Genomic DNA, 14925 nt, shown 5'->3' on the forward strand with positions numbered 1-14925 from the left:
CCTTTATTTGCGTTCTTGCGAGTAGACAAGGTGTGGATTGACGATTCTATTTAACGAGTGCAGCAGTAAGCCGACGCCGCTGATTGCCATAAAGAAGAATGACAGCGGGATCATTGCTTTAATAATCCAGCGGTAAGGTAAGCCACCCGGATCACCTGAAGTTTCGCCTAATGCATAGCTCTCTTTAGCAAAATCGATCCCGTAGTAAGCCACCAATAAGCAAAACGGTAAAAGAAATATAAGAGTTCCAAGTAAATCGATAATCGCTTGAGCCTTATTCGAGAGACGTTCATAGAAGAGATCGACTCGGACATGGCCGCCTGCTTTTACTGCATAAGGAACACCAAGTAGGAATACTGCTGAGAACAGATGCCACTCCATTTCCTGAAACGCGATAGAAACGTCGTTAAACACATAACGCATCACAACGTCGTAGACGACATTCGCCAGTAGCAAGATAAATAAAATGCTTGATAACCACCCTAGGAAGTCACCAAAACGATTAAATACTCGCTCGATATAGATTAGGCTTCTCATTCCCTACTCCATGGAATTTTGAATATGCGCCACTATGAGTTTGTGGCGCTTTATAAAACAAATTTTCTTGGGCTTCGAGATAGGTGACAATGTCACCTATCTTATTTATTGTTATTGAGCTTGGCTGTTTAGATACGCGCGGTGAGAAATATCAGTCCACGAACGTACTTGCTTGAGGTAATCAGCTTGAGATTTTTGAATCTCTTTCGCTAACTCATCTTTCTCCGCATGTTTCGCTAGTAGGCGATCATTTGCTTCACGAAGCGCGTTCATCACCTCTGGCGGGAAGTCTTTAACCTGTACGTCAGGATATTCTGACTTAATAGATACCCAGTTCTTACCACTTTCGTGAGTTGCTTGAGTGTACATATCATAAGCGGCGGTACGCATTGCGACACGTAGAATTTCACGAAGATCTTCTGGAAGACGCTCATAGGTACGCTTGTTAACTAGGAACTGCAGCTCTGAACCTGGCTCATGCCAACCTGTGTAGTAGTATGGTGCAATCTTGTGGAAGCCCATACGAAGGTCAAGAGATGGACCTACCCACTCCAGAGCATCAATCGTACGACGCTCTAGAGAAGTATAAAGCTCACCCGGTGCAATGTTGGTTGGCTTAGCGCCTAGCTCTGCCAAGATCTCTCCCGCGAAACCAGGGATACGCATTTTCAGACCCTGTAAATCTTCAACCGAGTTGATCTCTTTTTGGAACCAACCACCCATCTGGATATCGGTGTTACCACCTGGGAAAGAAAGAAGGTTGTGTGGAGAATAAACTTGCTCCATCAGCTCCATACCACCACCGTGATAGAACCATGCATATTGCTCTGCTGGGGTCATACCAAACGGCATAGAAGTGAAGTAAAGCGTATTCGGTACTTTACCTTTCCAGTAGTAAGAGCCAGAGTGACCTAGGTCGTACTGCCCGGATTTCACCATATCGAAAATACCGAGCGGCGCTTTGTGTTTGTTTGCCGAGTCGATACGAATTTGCAATCGACCATTAGACATCTTCTCAGCCATTGCAGCCATGTTCTTAGTCGCATCACCAAATACTGGGAAGTTTGGTCCCCAAGTTTCAGCTAGCTTCAAGCGATACACTTTTTCAGCTGCAGTAGCCGAAGTCGCTGCCATAACCAAAGCAGCCGCCATCGCGGTTCCTTTTAACACTCTTTTTAGAGATTGTTTGATAAGACTCATGTTCACGTCCTTTGTTAACGGGCCATACTTTTTAGGCATGTTCTATTTCTCATACAGAGTGGTTCATCAATAACCAATATGAAATAGGCGCGAACACGGACTGGTTTTAACAACTAAGATGGCGCATAGACGAAAGAATTACGTAGTAATACGTAGAAAATAGGACAACAAGAATCTTATAGCTATATAAATCAGGCAGATAAAATCAACCACCAAGGTTGATGCTTACAGATTATACGTAGTTATGTGCACAAGAAGGAATTGATGAAAAATGTGACAAAAGTATTAAACATAATTTATAGAAATGAAAAAGCCCCGACACTGTCGAGGCTCCGAAGGTGCTAGAATCCAATTAAATGGATTTGCTAGTGGCAATTAAACTGCTTTATAGATAACTTTGTTGCCAGCTAGTTGCTCTTTAACCACTAGGTTTTCTTCTAGAAGTTTCTTAAGAGCGCCTGTTGCCCAAGATGCTGCTTTAGCGTCTTCTTGACCAGCCGCTAGGCCGATACCTTTCGGGTTGATACCTTCAGCGTTGTTAACAACGATATCTAGAACTTGTTGCTGCTTTGGAGTAAGCGCAACGTCAGTTGTTTTAGCTGCTGCTACAACTTTCTCCGCTGCTGCTTTTACAGCTACTTTCTTCTCAACTGCAGGCTTAGCTTTCTTTGTTGCTTCAACGTTCGCAACTGTCGCTTTAATGCGTTTTTGCAGTTTAAGCTGCACTTTACGCTTATGAGCAAGTCTCATCGAGTATTTCTCCATTTCACTGCATACGGAGCAGTGGTGAAAATTTGAAGCGCGATTTATACCAAAAATTTGCTCGCATTTACAGGGTATGAGCGGCTTTATGCCACAAAAATACGCGATACAGCGACATGCGACTACAATTTAATCAATAACCCAAGTGATCGAATCTTCAACTACTGATTATATAAACAGATGTATTTGTTGTTGTGAGAAAAGCCTGTATGCAAACCGTACACCTAACCAATCAACCCTTTGTTTTTTCATCTATCACAGTGAGATGGCTTAGTGGAATTTTCACGATTGGCTGTCTGTTTTTGCTACTTTACGCACCAGGTTGGCAACAAGCTCTACTGACCGCCGTCGCTGTCGCGGCACTAATTGGATTTGGCTATGTGCTTATTCTAAAAAGCACCGTCAAGTTCACCCTTACCGCAACCCATTTTCAGCAACATTTGTTTAAAGGAGGCTGGGTCATACAGTGGAGCAACGTGCAAAAGATTGGTATTTGTACCTTTGAGCAAGATGGATGGCATCAACCTTTGCCTTGGATTGGCATTAAACTCAAACACTACTCACCCTACTTAACCAGTATCTGCCCGCGAATTGCTACAGAAATCTTACTCAGTCAGCGTGCGCTTTTATACCTTGGCGCTCGTCAACATCAGCAGGGTGAGCAGTTCGAGGACATCGTGCTCGACTCACACGCCTATCGCAACTCTGACGGAAAAGAGTTTAAAGGGCTGTTAGCTATGTTAGCGAACAGAATGAGATATCAGCGAGAGTATTATGACTATGATATTTTTATCTCAGCCAATGACCTTGACCGCTCACCAGAAGAATTTGTTGGCTTAGTGCGCCGATATCTTGCAGCGGCGGAAACTGAGGTATAAAAAAGGCCACAAAAAGTGGCCCAGTTCGAAAGATCATTTCTACTGTTTAATACAGAGGCATTTCATCAGCAACAAATGGGTTTGATGCACGCTCACGACCAAAGGTTGACTCTGGTCCGTGTCCTGGCACGAAGCGAACTTCACTACCTAGCGGCCATAACTTACCTTTAATCGACGCAATCAGAGTATCGAAGTCACCTTTAGGGAAATCGGTACGACCAACAGAGCCGTTAAACAGAACATCACCAACAAAAGCGAGCTTAGATTCCTCACTAAATAAAACCACATGACCTGGCGTGTGACCCGGCGTATGAATAACATCCATAACCTGATTACCAAACGTGACTTGATCGCCATCGTTTAGCCATTGGTTTGGTTCAAAAGCTTCTGTTAGTGGGAAGCCAAACATCTGGCTCTGCCCCTCTAGGCCTTGTAGCCAAAAGTTATCATCCTTATGAGGACCGACGATCTCCACGCCACCCAACTCACGAGATAAAGGCTCTGTTCCGCCAACATGATCGAGGTGACCATGAGTTAAAACAAGATTAACAACCTTCACACCAAGCTCTTTGATCAGCATTGCTAGCTGTTTAACATCACCGCCGGGATCGACAACAATGCCTTCCATGGTTTCATCACACCAAACAATGGAGCAGTTCTGAGAAAAAGAAGTAACAGGAACGACTTGGTACTTAAGTGACATAGCTTAACCTTGATATAAATCTAAACTGGCTGAACTATGACACTTGCCCGCCATTTTGACAACTCTGAACAAGAAGTTTACGCCCAGTAGCGAACTGGCCCTGTATCGATGTGAACAAAGTTACTCTTGGGATAATAGCCCACCCCGCCAAACTTAAGCTCACGTGCGACATCTCGAACTTGTTTTAGGTTAACTCCATCAAGACGAAAATCTATCGCTTGACCTAGCATGTGGTAGCTCTTCTTTGCCACACCGCTCGACTGGCCACGTAGTGCCTCGTTTGTCGCAGGCGAACGATAACCAGAGATGATCTGTACTTCAGCTTCGACGCCAAGTTCTTTTTGAATTTGGCTGATGTGATCGAACAAGCGCTTGTCCATCGCGTGCACTTCGTTGCGTCTAAAGTCACGGCATAGATGATTCAAACGACCAAGCTCTTTGTCGATATAGTTGCTGCCATCGAAATAACACGTTTCAAGCGCTTCGCGGGTATGTAGGTTGGTTAAGGCTAATGAGCGAGGTTGATCAGGATAAGATGCCCAAGCCACACTTGGTGCGCAACTCGCTACGACTAAACCACTTCCGGCCAGCTTAATAAAATCTCGTCGGGATAATGCCACTTTAAATTTCCTTCACAATCTTGTTGCCCTAACGTGTCAAACGGCGACACTACCGAACTCTATTGTGAAGTGCAAATGCATAAAACATGCTCAAAGTCGCATTGTATTCGCTATTTTTTGCTTAACTATTGAACCTATTAATAAAATTGTTTTTGGAAAATAAACGTAAAGAGTCTGTCAATTCTAGCCCTTTGTGTAACGAAATCTGTCTAGGCGGTAAATATCTTCCCTGTAGTGGACATTCCCTTCCTCATACCATGCCGTTTGATAAATGATATGTACCGGGATACGGCTTTTTAGGGGAATCGATTGATTCGGTATAGGTTCTACTGGCTCACTCTCTTGCGCAGTTTCTTCCTCTTCCATGTTTAGTCCTTGAGATTCAAGCAGTGTCACCGCAAAGAGATCCGCATTCTCTACTCGGATACACCCTGAACTAAATGCCCTTTGCGTTTCATCGAATAACCCTTTGCTCGGTGTATCATGAAGGTAAATGGCACGTCGATTCGGCGTATTGAATTTATACAGCCCCAACGCGTTGGCATTACCCGACAACTGTGTCATTCGATACGGGAACGAACTCGGTCTTAGATTCTCCCAATCAATTTCTTCAGGGTTAATCACCTCGCTAGAACCCCATTTAGGCACAATCTTAATATTTTGGCGAGTGAGATACTCAACATCTTCCTTCACCTTTGGAATAATATCTTCCACCATGATTTTCCACGGTACATTCCAGGTTGGATTCAAGATAAGTGAGTCTAATTTTGTATTCATAACAGGTGTCGGTCGACCTTTGCGACCCACCACCACTTTCGATTCAAACAGTTGCTCCCCTTGCGCCCAGTACTTCATCTCGAAGCTTGGTACATTCACTACGATGATAGTGTCACGCTGATTTGGCCAGTATCGAATCCGCTCCGCATTGATAGCAAGTGTTGACAAGCGCTTTTCTATGGGTAGGTTTAACCACTTAATCGTATCAGGGCCAATAATGCCATCTTCCTTTAGGCCATGCAGTCTTTGAAATTGCTTAATAGCGGTCTCTAGTGTGCTATCAAACCAAGTCACATCCTTTCTGACATCGATCAGATCAACATCGACAACTTCTAATCGTTGAAGCAAAGCCTCTCTATTAGTGAGTTTGTCTCCGACTTGCTTTAACCCTTGTTGCACGTACAAGGGGGTATCCAACTTCTGAAACTTGATTAGGTGGAGGTAGGTATCGATCAGATATTGGTAACCAGCAGAGTCAGGGGTGTAACGGTCAATGAGATCGCCTAATGATTGCTGTGCGATTGCGCGATGAGTAGCAATCAGTGAACTGTTTGGTGGCAGTGGTAAGCTATGAGCCATCTTCTTGTCAAAGAACCATTTATTACCGCTGGTTATAGAGTTCTCCGCATAGCTAAGGTAGAGAAGCAATGTGTCCGTTGCCAGTACATCATATTCAAACCAACGGTTACTCTTACGATAAAATTGCAAATAACTAAGTTGACGGGAAAACAGAGAACTAAAACTGGCGTGATGAATGACTTCGAGTTGAAACTCCAGCTTGCTGCTTTGCTGAAGATCAAACCAGATCATCTGAGAATCATTGTTGCGGTATATATCTTCGACGACAGCGGGATATTGAAGTAAGCGATGCAGTTGGCTATCAGGCTCAAGCCAACCAATTTGGTTAAAGTATTGTGTTGCAAAGGTCGTCGAAGGCGCAAGGCACAACACTAACAACCAACAAGTCCATTTTCCCATTGCTTTGCCCTCCGCCATACTCAGAATATAAAGTATGGCAGAGTTCAAGACCGTGAGTGTGACTTGTTTTTGAAACTTTTGTCGGTCTCTCTATTTTTGTTCTATTTATTAACTAATTACCGACCAATGATTATCCCACTGGATTCCAGAGCGGACGACCTGCTTATCACCAGGCTGGCGTTGGCTAACGACTCCCCCTGCACCCGAACTGACCTTAAAGGTCTCGCCTTGCACTACAACACCCGAAGCGTCAGGCAATGGAGAAAGCTCAACTAGCTGTTGGGTATGTTTAGACCAAATACCGTAGCAATTTCCGCGAGGTGACGTGGCTAGAATCCAGTCTTCTGTTGCGGCGATACTTGCAATGTAATGATTAAAACGTGCCCACTGTTCCGGTTCCGCTTCAAGTGAGACTAACTCGCCTCCTTTGGTATGCATCGCAAGTAGAGAAGGATACTCGTCAGGCTCTCCTCGGTATTGCTGGCCACACAAAACCGTCTCAGATCCATCATGCGCTAAGTGACGAATACTCAGCTTATGGTCACTCAAACCCACTTGCTCAACCAACTCTCCATTACGGTCAAGATAACTCAGGCTCGGGGTCATTGAATCTAGGTTGAGTGGCGCTCTTCCATTGGTATGAACACCACCCACCCCTATTACGAGTGAGTCATCTGGCATGACAATCACTTCATGGGGCCCTAATCCGAACCCAGTAAACTCCGCGACCTTTTCATATCCTGCGATGACATCATAAACACCGATAATACCTCGGCTTGTCCCCCGCTCACCTTCGGTCGCGTAGAGCCATTTTCCGTCATTGGAGTACACACCATGACCATAATAATGGCGTTTATTATCGGCAGGTCTGAGCTTTATTGACTCTCCAGTCTGATAGTCAAACACTTGGAAGTAAGTACCTGGTCTGCGTGCAAAAGCGACTGCATGCCTTAGCGCCGAATTCGAAGCAACACCATGACCACGTTCAGGCAACGGCACTTGACGAATCGGCAACCCATTTTGATCGGCGACGACCGCATTAAAACGGTCGCGGCCAGAGATTGAACAACCAATTAACGTTGGCGTAGCGCTTTGCGTCGACGTCGAAACACAGCCAGCCAACGGATAAGCCGCCCCCAAAAGAGCGGCTTTAAGTAGTGAACGTCTTGTGTTATCAGTCACCATCGGTTGCGTTAAAACCTATAATGACGCCCAATTCAATCGCGACTTCTTCGTGGATCAAATACTTAAGCTGTTCTAGCTTGTTGTATTGTGAGTAAGCCTTCTGGTAGCCCTGTTTGGTTTGCAACATATCGAACAGACTTTCATCGCTTGGCCAAGTTTCAACTGTCATCGCAAACTGATTGGAAATGCTGTCTGCTAGCGTCGCTTTGCCTTTTTCACGCAACAACGCGTTTAAACCCTTTCCATTGGCAAAATAGAGTGCTTGCATCGCTTCAACATTTGCCTTCAAGTTTTGCATGGAAGTTTCTGAGCGCCATGACTCAGCAAAGTAAGGACGTGGCTTGCCAAAATTAGCCAGCGGACGACTCATCTTTTTCATGCTGTATTCAAGCTGATTCGATAGCAGCGCGATATACTCTGATTCCCACTGTTTCTCATCAAGACCGACCCAAGGGTTCGTTACCCACGCTTGGGCGATTTTTCCCGCATTCAACTCAATGTTAGCGCTAATAGCTTGGGCCGTTTCACATGTCTGTGGATTCCCCGTCAGGTTTGATGCTTTGTCATACAGCAACCACTCAATAGAGCCCAAACCTTGCACTGTCACACTCTGAAGAGCAATATCTTGCTGAGTCCAAGCCTTAGGTTGCTTGATCAGGCTGCTCATCTTGCGACCTGTGGTGTTTTTCTTATCTGGCCAAAATTGAATATTCCAACTTTGCGCCAATGCCGCTTCTGGCCCACGTTCCTGCCCTTGCAACGCCATCCACGCAAGCATGGTTTGATGCCACTGCTCTTTAACCATGTTCAGATCAGAATTAGAAGCGCAGTAGCCTGAAACAGACTGTGCCAGCTTAGCCGATTCATTTTTAAAGGCGTGCGCTGATGCAAATTCTACTTCATACACACCTTGGCTAAGATGATTGGTGCTTTGTGGCTGTGCGTCTTCTGGCTGTGAAGTTTGACAACCACTCATAGCGATTGCAGCCGCAGCTACTAATACATAATGCTTTTGTTTCATCATTGAATCCTATAAAGAGTTGAGGAAAGCAATCAGTGCTTCTCTCTCTTTCTGGTTGAACTTCAATACTTTCTGCTTCGCTACTTCAGCTTCACCGCCATGCCAAAGCACAGCTTCCATTAAATTGCGCGCTCGGCCATCGTGCAAGAAATAGGTGTGATCATTGACTTCTTTAGTGTAACCAATGCCCCATAGTGGCTGAGTACGCCACTCTTGACCATTTGCTAGATATTCTGGACGGTTATCCGCTAAGCCCGGCCCCATATCGTGCAGCAACATATCGGTATAAGGGTGAATAGTTTGGTTAGACAATGCAGGTAAACCTTCGCGATTGCCAGTTTTCACATTGGTTTTATGGCAGCTATCACAGCCTACTTTAGCGAACAGTTCTTGACCAAGCTTCACTTCTGGTTTGTCGACATTACGACGAATTGGCACAGCTAAGTGCTGAGAATAAAACTCGACAAAATCAAGAATATTATCGCTGACTTCAGGTGAGCCACCATTAGGGAGATCATCACAGATAGTCTGTTTAGAGGTACAGTTTTCGTTGGGGAACAAGTTACTGGTTAGGCCCACATCCCCATTAAATGCTGCGGCATTTTGCTGCATTAGGTTTGGTTGTCCCGCTTTCCAGCCAAAACGGCCAATGGCAAAATCATTAGCACGTACATCCCAAACAACATTGACCTTGCCTGAAATTCCGTCGCCATTCTTGTCTTGTTCGTCTGCCCAAGCTTTCAATGTTTCATCTGGAATGCTTTCAAGAAGACCTAAACCTATCATAGGTGGTGCAACGCGAGCCGACATCTGCGTATCCGGATGCATCTCTCCGTAGCCAAGGTTCGTAATCGCTAGGTCAGGTTTACGTAGCGTGACCACAGTTCCATCAGCAAATGTCACCGGGACATCAGTATAGGAAATTTCGATCGTACCTTCTGGAGTTTGATCTTGCAGTGCAAAATCTTGTAGCTGACCACCATAGGTCGGCTCAGGAATGACGCCATCTTTGATAAAGGCTTTCTTTTGTTCTGGCGTCATGGCTGGAATGCTTAAACGCACCAACATGGAAACCGCGTGGATATCGCCTTCTTCTGGTGGATGTCCGCGACCATCTTTGATATGACAGTTTTGACAACCATTGGTATTAAACAGAGGCCCTAAACCATCACGCGCATCTGTTGAGGCTGGAGCCTGTACCCAAGGGTTACGGAAGAAGCTGTTACCTACGCTAAAATCCAAACGCTTAGACATAGGTAGGTTTCCAGCAGGAAGAGAGAAAGCGTTCGCACCCTCTTTTTTGACGGATGTGCCGCCACCCGATTTAACATCATAGGCAATGGCAGAAGAGGCGCTAATAGCGAGAAGGCTTGCTAGGACAGTTTTCGTGTACAACTTCATACGAGGACTCTCAAAAAAGGGAATAACCCGACATTTTAAATGGGAATAATTCTCAAAAACACCGCTAATAAGAAACAGCAAAAGGGCTCAATTGAGCCCTTTGTTTTTTGTTCGTTCTGGATTAGAACTCGTGGTCAGCTGTATCTGGATTTAAGCTGTTAATACCAACGATTTTAGCTGCACGCTCAATCTGAGTTGTTTGAGCGACTAAAGACATAATCGTTTCATTCACAAGTGCGTTACCTTGCGTGTTACCCGCTGCGATAAGTTGGTCGAAGTACTGACCTTTCTTCTCAGCTGAAGTCACAAGTTGGCCTACTTGAGCACGTGTTACATCAAACTGCTTTTGAATCTCTTTTGCCGCTTGCTTGTCTTTTTGTGCCACAAGATCGTTGATGCTTGGGCCAGAAAGTAGCGTACCATCTTCACGTTTGTAGATACCTGTATAAACGTTGTAGATGCCTTGCTCGTTGTAGTAGTGAGAGTTATGAGTGTTGTCAGAGAAACAATCGTGCTCATCTTCTGTTGAGTTTGCTTCTAGAGCAACCTTCATACGTTCGCCCGCAAGCTCACCTAGAGATAGAGAACCCATGCCAAATAGCATCTTACGAAGACCATTGTCTGCCGATTCGTTTAGAAGATCTTCACGGTAGTTACCTTTAACATCAGAAGACCACTGCTTTTCCATCCACTCTAGATCTTGTACTAGAAGCTCTGCTGCCGCTTTAAGGAACTCGCCACGACGGTCACAGTTGTTATTTGTACACTCTGCACCAACAACAAAGTCCGTGTACGCACGTTGGCCTGCACCAGCATTAGTACCGTTTAGATCTTGACCCCATAGTAGGAATTCAATCGCGTGGTAACCTGAAGCAACGTTCGCTTCTGAACCACCCACTTCGTTTAGGTCTGCGATTAGCTCAGGAGTGATTTTCGCAACATCTAGCGTTGAAGCGCCAATGGTTAGCTTTTGGTTAGCAACGATGTTTGCATTTGCGCCTTCGTTACCAAGTTCATATTGGTAATCTGAAGATACGTAATCAATTAGACCTTCATCTAGAGGCCATGCGTTTAGTTGGCCTTCCCAATCATCTACGATCGCGTTACCAAAACGGAATACTTCAGACTGTTGGTAAGGAACGCGAGATGCAAGCCATACTTGCTTCACTTGTTCAAACTTTGCTGCTGTTGGGTTAGCTAGGAATGACTCTACAGATTTATCCAGAGCCTTAGCTGTCGTAAGGGAGTCAGCAAAAACTGCGTGAGCAACATCAGCATAGTGCTCAACCACTTGTTCTTTGGTTACATTTGCCGCGAAAGCTGAGCCGCTAGCGATAAGTAGTGAAGCTGCTACCGATTGAGCTAATAGAGATTTTACATTCATTGAAAAAGCATCCTTGTTGAGCTTAATAATTATTCTTTATTATTAGTGCTAATTATTCTCATTTGCACTATTAGTTCCGAATAATACAAACTTACAATTTTTTTGCAAGCAGGAAACAAAAAAGCCTCACAAAAGTGAGGCTTTTATCAACATAGATAGCTCAATGGCTTACACGTCAAGATTATGCTTTCCGTGTGATATTTTCGCTTTAAGGTAGTTCTCGTTGCCATCTTTGACGTGGGCTAGAGTATTGACAACCTCTTCAATCTGTATGCCGTGTTCTTTAAGGTCGCGAATCTTTTTCGGGTTATTTGTTACTAAGCGAATCTTATCGACACCTAAGGCTTTTAACATCTGCGCCGCTTCCGTGAAGTCACGCAGATCATCGCCAAAACCTAGATGGTTGTTCGCTTCATAAGTGTTCATACCTTCACTTTGCAGCTTGTAGGCGTCAATCTTGTTATAAAGACCAATGCCGCGACCTTCTTGTCGTAGGTACAAAATGATACCGCCAGATTCACCCATACGATTGATAGTTTCATCTAGCTGCTCGCCACAATCACAACGAGATGAGTGGAACACATCCCCAGTGAGACATTCAGAATGCATGCGGACAAGTGGTGTCGCTTGGGTTTGATCCGCTTGTTTGAAGATAACGGCAACATGCTCTTTATCAGTCTTCAAACCGTGAAAGGAAAGTAGCTCCGCATCAATGTTACTCTTTGTACCTACTTTGAAGTCGACTCTGGCTCTTACTTCCGCCATATTTTTACTCACTTGAATCTCTGTCTTTATTATATCTGTCGCTGCATTCATAAAATGCTCCGCTATGAACTTAACTATGGGGACTATTACTCATCTTTTCAATGATTAGATCACAAAATGTTATAATATAACATTTTAACACCGAGGCAATAAAAAACCTCGATAACTTAATTATCGAGGTTACTGAATCTTATCTTACTAGGTTAAGCATTTAGTCTTGTTGGTTTTTCCATACGGAAAGTGCTATCCAACATGCTTCCAGTTCTCTTAATTCTTCATCAGTCAGTAATGACAAAGTTGGCTTTGTTTGCGGAAGTGCGTACGCCTGCACGGCGCTGAGATGTGCATAAAAATCATCACGAAGTTGAGATACGTTTAAAGCCACTGCTTTTCCCTAAGACTCTAGTGTTTTAAAAAGTAAGTGTTAGAAGCATTTGTCAAACCAATGATAACAAAATACACATTTGTCGCAAAAAATAGACAAATTATTGGGCTAAAAATCACATAATTACTGTGGTTTTAATCTTTACTTTTCTTAAAGTTAGCTTGATCAAGTTGATCTTTTAGAACAGTTCTACGTCATTTTCTCCGTTATCATATCGATCTAGACATTCTGCATCGAAGAAGTGCACTTGATTTCTTCCATGCTCTTTAACGTAGTAGAGCGCACTGTCTGCGTGATCTAGTATCGTCGGCAAGTACTCATGAGGTGTAATACCGCAAACTCCACAGCTAAAGGTTAGGTTGTTAATTTGAGGAAATCTGAAGGATTCTATATGACGACGAAATCCCTCAAGTGTTGCTCTGCACTCCTCAATGCTTTGTTGAGGTAACAAGACAACAAACTCTTCACCACCATAACGGAACAACTGTTCGTGTCCGATAAAGTAGTTACTCATTTGCTGAGCAAACATCAATAATATTTCGTCTCCGATCATATGGCCAAAACGATCATTCACTTGCTTAAAATGGTCCAGATCAATGATGGAAACCCAAGCAGTAATTTCTACTGGAGTGTCAGGCATAACGTTAAAACAGCGCGCTAGGCGCTCTTCTAGTGTCTTGCGATTCAACAATCCCGTCAGTTTGTCTCGCTCACTATCGTGTAACACTGCCAAATAATTACGATAGATTTTCGCAAACCCATCAATCAATAACGCGTAGCTGCTTGGGCACTCTTGAAGAATTACGGTTAGTTCCGCTGAGCTATCTTCGGAGACGGGAATGGGATGTGTCGATACATATCGACCTTTTTCATCGACAGATGTTGTGGCATTGTCGTTTAGGTGAGCACGATGACCACTATAGGCAGAGATAGAATCGTAGATCCAATCAAACTCTTTTTGCTCCGGTGAGCGTGTTATCTTTGCAACGGTCTTAGCGGTATTATTGATAAAGTAAGTTAGTTCAATCGATTGGGCGGGAGTCATTTCTGCGAGTGTGGCAACAAGACAATGGCCTAAAGATACAGAGTTCCTCTGCTCAGTAATTTCTACAACGGATTGGATTATTTTGTCTTCCATGACTTATCCCGTCTCATCACGTTCATAACGAAAGTATAGACAGCAAGGTCAAATATGATACAGATCTCATAAAAAAGAGCGGCAATGCCGCTCTCTAATATTCTAAAAGTTAGTTTCTAAAGCCCAGCTTGACCGTACCTTTTGTATCAAACCACAGCGCTTCTTTTCGGCGACGCCCGATTAAGATCGGGCCATCATCGTAGAATAAGAAGTTTTTCCAATGCTTTTTAAACACAGACCATTTCGTTTCGATGACGTTGTACTTTTCGTAGCAAAAATACACGGTCACATCATCTTGCCAATCAATAAACTCTGTCAGCTCAAGCGGCATTGCTTCATCGTCCGCTTCCCAAGCTGCCATCCAGTCAATTTCCTGTTTCCAGTTAGACTCTTTCATTGGCCAATCACTCGAACTTAAACGATCGGCGTCCGGGCTTTGCGCACTAATGTTCTCTTTCCACAATTGAGATGCACGTGCCTGTGTCATTGGCTTAATTGCCGCCAAATCCTCCTCTGGCACTGGCATAGATTGATGGGTGAAAATCCATTTTCTTTGGTATTCATCCAAAGTTAGGTAAGACATTAATTTTCCTCTTAAAGCATTACGCTTTTAGCCAACCTTTATTTGTGGCGTCGTCGATAATTTGTTTCGCTTTGTCCCACAGTGCCTGCGAGCCAAATTCAATCTTTTGATTAATGGTCAAAGCTTGGTGCCTTGTGACGCCATGCTCTTGCCAGCTTTGCCCCTGATTGTGGTAGTTGAGCAACATAGGAATAATTCTATCCAAGGCTTTAGCAAACTTTGCATCGGCGGATTGCGCGGATTCAAACTCTAACCACAATTGTAACAGCGATTGCCCTTGCTCTTCAGGTAACATGCCAAACAGACGGTGAGCGGCATCGAGTTCTTTTTGCTCTTGTTCAGCGGTTGCGGCAACATCATAAACAAAGGTATCACCTGCATCAATTTCTACAACGTCGTGGAGAAGCAGCATCTTCACAACCCGGGCGATATCAACGGGCTCATTAGCATGCTCTTCCATTAATATTGCCATTAAAGCAACATGCCAACTGTGCTCTGCACTATTTTCTAAACGTCCTTCGGCACTTTTTACCCGCGTACGTCTTAACACCGATTTGAGTTGATCAAGCTCCATAAGTAGCGCTAGCTGCTTTTCTAATCTGTCCACG

Annotated in this window: 16 protein-coding genes; 1 reads left to right on the plus strand and 15 read right to left on the minus strand. The window is 44.2% G+C overall.

The features are described 5' to 3' along the window. Nucleotides 1–3: 3 nt before the first annotated feature. From IX91_RS26755 to IX91_RS08555, 3 genes are all read right to left on the minus strand, one after another. On the minus strand, nucleotides 4–537 hold the full coding sequence (locus IX91_RS26755) for a TRAP transporter small permease subunit (protein WP_004743974.1): 534 nt from the start codon (nucleotides 535–537) through the stop codon (nucleotides 4–6). A gap of 111 nt (nucleotides 538–648) precedes the next feature. Then, nucleotides 649–1737 (minus strand): TRAP transporter substrate-binding protein, encoded by a 1089-nt coding sequence (locus IX91_RS08550; RefSeq protein ID WP_004749280.1) that lies wholly within the window; start codon nucleotides 1735–1737, stop codon nucleotides 649–651. 375 nt (nucleotides 1738–2112) lie between these two features. Further along, on the minus strand, nucleotides 2113–2487 hold the full coding sequence (locus IX91_RS08555) for a hypothetical protein (RefSeq protein ID WP_004743873.1): 375 nt from the start codon (nucleotides 2485–2487) through the stop codon (nucleotides 2113–2115). Between the two features lie 221 nt (nucleotides 2488–2708). Here IX91_RS08555 and IX91_RS08560 point away from each other — a divergent pair, with 221 nt between their 5' ends. Further along, nucleotides 2709–3377, plus strand: coding sequence for a DUF2982 domain-containing protein (locus IX91_RS08560; RefSeq protein ID WP_004743872.1), 669 nt, complete (start codon nucleotides 2709–2711; stop codon nucleotides 3375–3377). A 46-nt stretch (nucleotides 3378–3423) separates the two neighbouring features. Here IX91_RS08560 and IX91_RS08565 read toward each other — a convergent pair whose 3' ends face one another. The 12 genes from IX91_RS08565 to IX91_RS08620 all read right to left on the minus strand — a co-directional run bounded on the left by IX91_RS08565 (nucleotide 3424) and on the right by IX91_RS08620 (nucleotide 14924). After that, the gene (locus tag IX91_RS08565) at nucleotides 3424–4080 is read right to left on the minus strand and encodes an MBL fold metallo-hydrolase (RefSeq protein ID WP_004743871.1); all 657 of its coding nucleotides are present in this window, start codon (nucleotides 4078–4080) and stop codon (nucleotides 3424–3426) included. Nucleotides 4081–4157: 77 nt separating this feature from the next. Next, complete coding sequence (locus tag IX91_RS08570) at nucleotides 4158–4700, minus strand: DUF882 domain-containing protein (protein ID WP_004749281.1); 543 nt, start codon at nucleotides 4698–4700, stop codon at nucleotides 4158–4160. Nucleotides 4701–4883: 183 nt separating this feature from the next. Then, entirely contained in the window at nucleotides 4884–6455 is a 1572-nt protein-coding gene (locus IX91_RS08575; RefSeq protein ID WP_004743660.1) for a L,D-transpeptidase family protein, read from the minus strand. A 108-nt stretch (nucleotides 6456–6563) separates the two neighbouring features. Further along, a complete protein-coding gene (locus IX91_RS08580) occupies nucleotides 6564–7640 on the minus strand; it encodes a DUF1513 domain-containing protein (RefSeq protein ID WP_004743661.1) in 1077 nt (358 codons plus the stop codon). Continuing rightward, nucleotides 7630–8661 carry an imelysin family protein gene (locus IX91_RS08585; RefSeq protein ID WP_004743662.1) on the minus strand — a complete coding sequence of 344 codons (1032 nt, stop codon included), beginning with the start codon at nucleotides 8659–8661 and terminating at the stop codon, nucleotides 7630–7632. Before IX91_RS08585 ends, IX91_RS08580 begins: the two co-directional genes overlap by 11 nt. 9 nt (nucleotides 8662–8670) lie before the next feature. Continuing rightward, on the minus strand, nucleotides 8671–10062 hold the full coding sequence (locus IX91_RS08590) for a di-heme oxidoreductase family protein (protein ID WP_004749282.1): 1392 nt from the start codon (nucleotides 10060–10062) through the stop codon (nucleotides 8671–8673). A gap of 121 nt (nucleotides 10063–10183) precedes the next feature. Continuing rightward, on the minus strand, nucleotides 10184–11446 hold the full coding sequence (locus tag IX91_RS08595; protein ID WP_004746187.1) for an imelysin family protein: 1263 nt from the start codon (nucleotides 11444–11446) through the stop codon (nucleotides 10184–10186). Between the two features lie 168 nt (nucleotides 11447–11614). Then, nucleotides 11615–12262 (minus strand): GTP cyclohydrolase II, encoded by a 648-nt coding sequence (locus IX91_RS08600; protein ID WP_038197419.1) that lies wholly within the window; start codon nucleotides 12260–12262, stop codon nucleotides 11615–11617. 160 nt (nucleotides 12263–12422) lie between these two features. Then, entirely contained in the window at nucleotides 12423–12596 is a 174-nt protein-coding gene (locus IX91_RS26645; protein WP_004746185.1) for a hypothetical protein, read from the minus strand. Between the two features lie 178 nt (nucleotides 12597–12774). Continuing rightward, complete coding sequence (locus tag IX91_RS08610; protein WP_004746184.1) at nucleotides 12775–13734, minus strand: GGDEF domain-containing protein; 960 nt, start codon at nucleotides 13732–13734, stop codon at nucleotides 12775–12777. Between the two features lie 109 nt (nucleotides 13735–13843). Further along, the gene (locus IX91_RS08615) at nucleotides 13844–14317 is read right to left on the minus strand and encodes a DUF2947 domain-containing protein (RefSeq protein WP_004746183.1); all 474 of its coding nucleotides are present in this window, start codon (nucleotides 14315–14317) and stop codon (nucleotides 13844–13846) included. Between the two features lie 19 nt (nucleotides 14318–14336). Continuing rightward, nucleotides 14337–14924: an HD domain-containing protein gene (locus tag IX91_RS08620; RefSeq protein ID WP_004746182.1), complete on the minus strand. Its 588-nt coding sequence runs from the start codon at nucleotides 14922–14924 to the stop codon at nucleotides 14337–14339. Nucleotide 14925: the final 1 nt, after the last annotated feature.

This window comes from Vibrio tubiashii ATCC 19109 (assembly GCF_000772105.1).
Classification (GTDB): Bacteria; Pseudomonadota; Gammaproteobacteria; order Enterobacterales; family Vibrionaceae; genus Vibrio; species Vibrio tubiashii.

Excerpts from the sequence above, each read along its gene's own strand:
- IX91_RS26755 (WP_004743974.1), bottom strand. The coding sequence starts at position 537 with ATGAGAAGCCTAATCTATATCGAGCGAGTATTTAATCGTTTTGGTGAC.
- IX91_RS08550 (WP_004749280.1), bottom strand. The coding sequence starts at position 1,737 with ATGAGTCTTATCAAACAATCTCTAAAAAGAGTGTTAAAAGGAACCGCG.
- IX91_RS08555 (WP_004743873.1), bottom strand. The coding sequence starts at position 2,487 with ATGAGACTTGCTCATAAGCGTAAAGTGCAGCTTAAACTGCAAAAACGC.
- IX91_RS08560 (WP_004743872.1), top strand. The coding sequence starts at position 2,709 with ATGCAAACCGTACACCTAACCAATCAACCCTTTGTTTTTTCATCTATC.
- IX91_RS08565 (WP_004743871.1), bottom strand. The coding sequence starts at position 4,080 with ATGTCACTTAAGTACCAAGTCGTTCCTGTTACTTCTTTTTCTCAGAAC.
- IX91_RS08575 (WP_004743660.1), bottom strand. The coding sequence starts at position 6,455 with ATGGGAAAATGGACTTGTTGGTTGTTAGTGTTGTGCCTTGCGCCTTCG.
- IX91_RS08580 (WP_004743661.1), bottom strand. The coding sequence starts at position 7,640 with ATGGTGACTGATAACACAAGACGTTCACTACTTAAAGCCGCTCTTTTG.
- IX91_RS08585 (WP_004743662.1), bottom strand. The coding sequence starts at position 8,661 with ATGAAACAAAAGCATTATGTATTAGTAGCTGCGGCTGCAATCGCTATG.
- IX91_RS08590 (WP_004749282.1), bottom strand. The coding sequence starts at position 10,062 with ATGAAGTTGTACACGAAAACTGTCCTAGCAAGCCTTCTCGCTATTAGC.
- IX91_RS08595 (WP_004746187.1), bottom strand. The coding sequence starts at position 11,446 with ATGAATGTAAAATCTCTATTAGCTCAATCGGTAGCAGCTTCACTACTT.
- IX91_RS08600 (WP_038197419.1), bottom strand. The coding sequence starts at position 12,262 with ATGAATGCAGCGACAGATATAATAAAGACAGAGATTCAAGTGAGTAAA.
- IX91_RS08610 (WP_004746184.1), bottom strand. The coding sequence starts at position 13,734 with ATGGAAGACAAAATAATCCAATCCGTTGTAGAAATTACTGAGCAGAGG.
- IX91_RS08615 (WP_004746183.1), bottom strand. The coding sequence starts at position 14,317 with ATGTCTTACCTAACTTTGGATGAATACCAAAGAAAATGGATTTTCACC.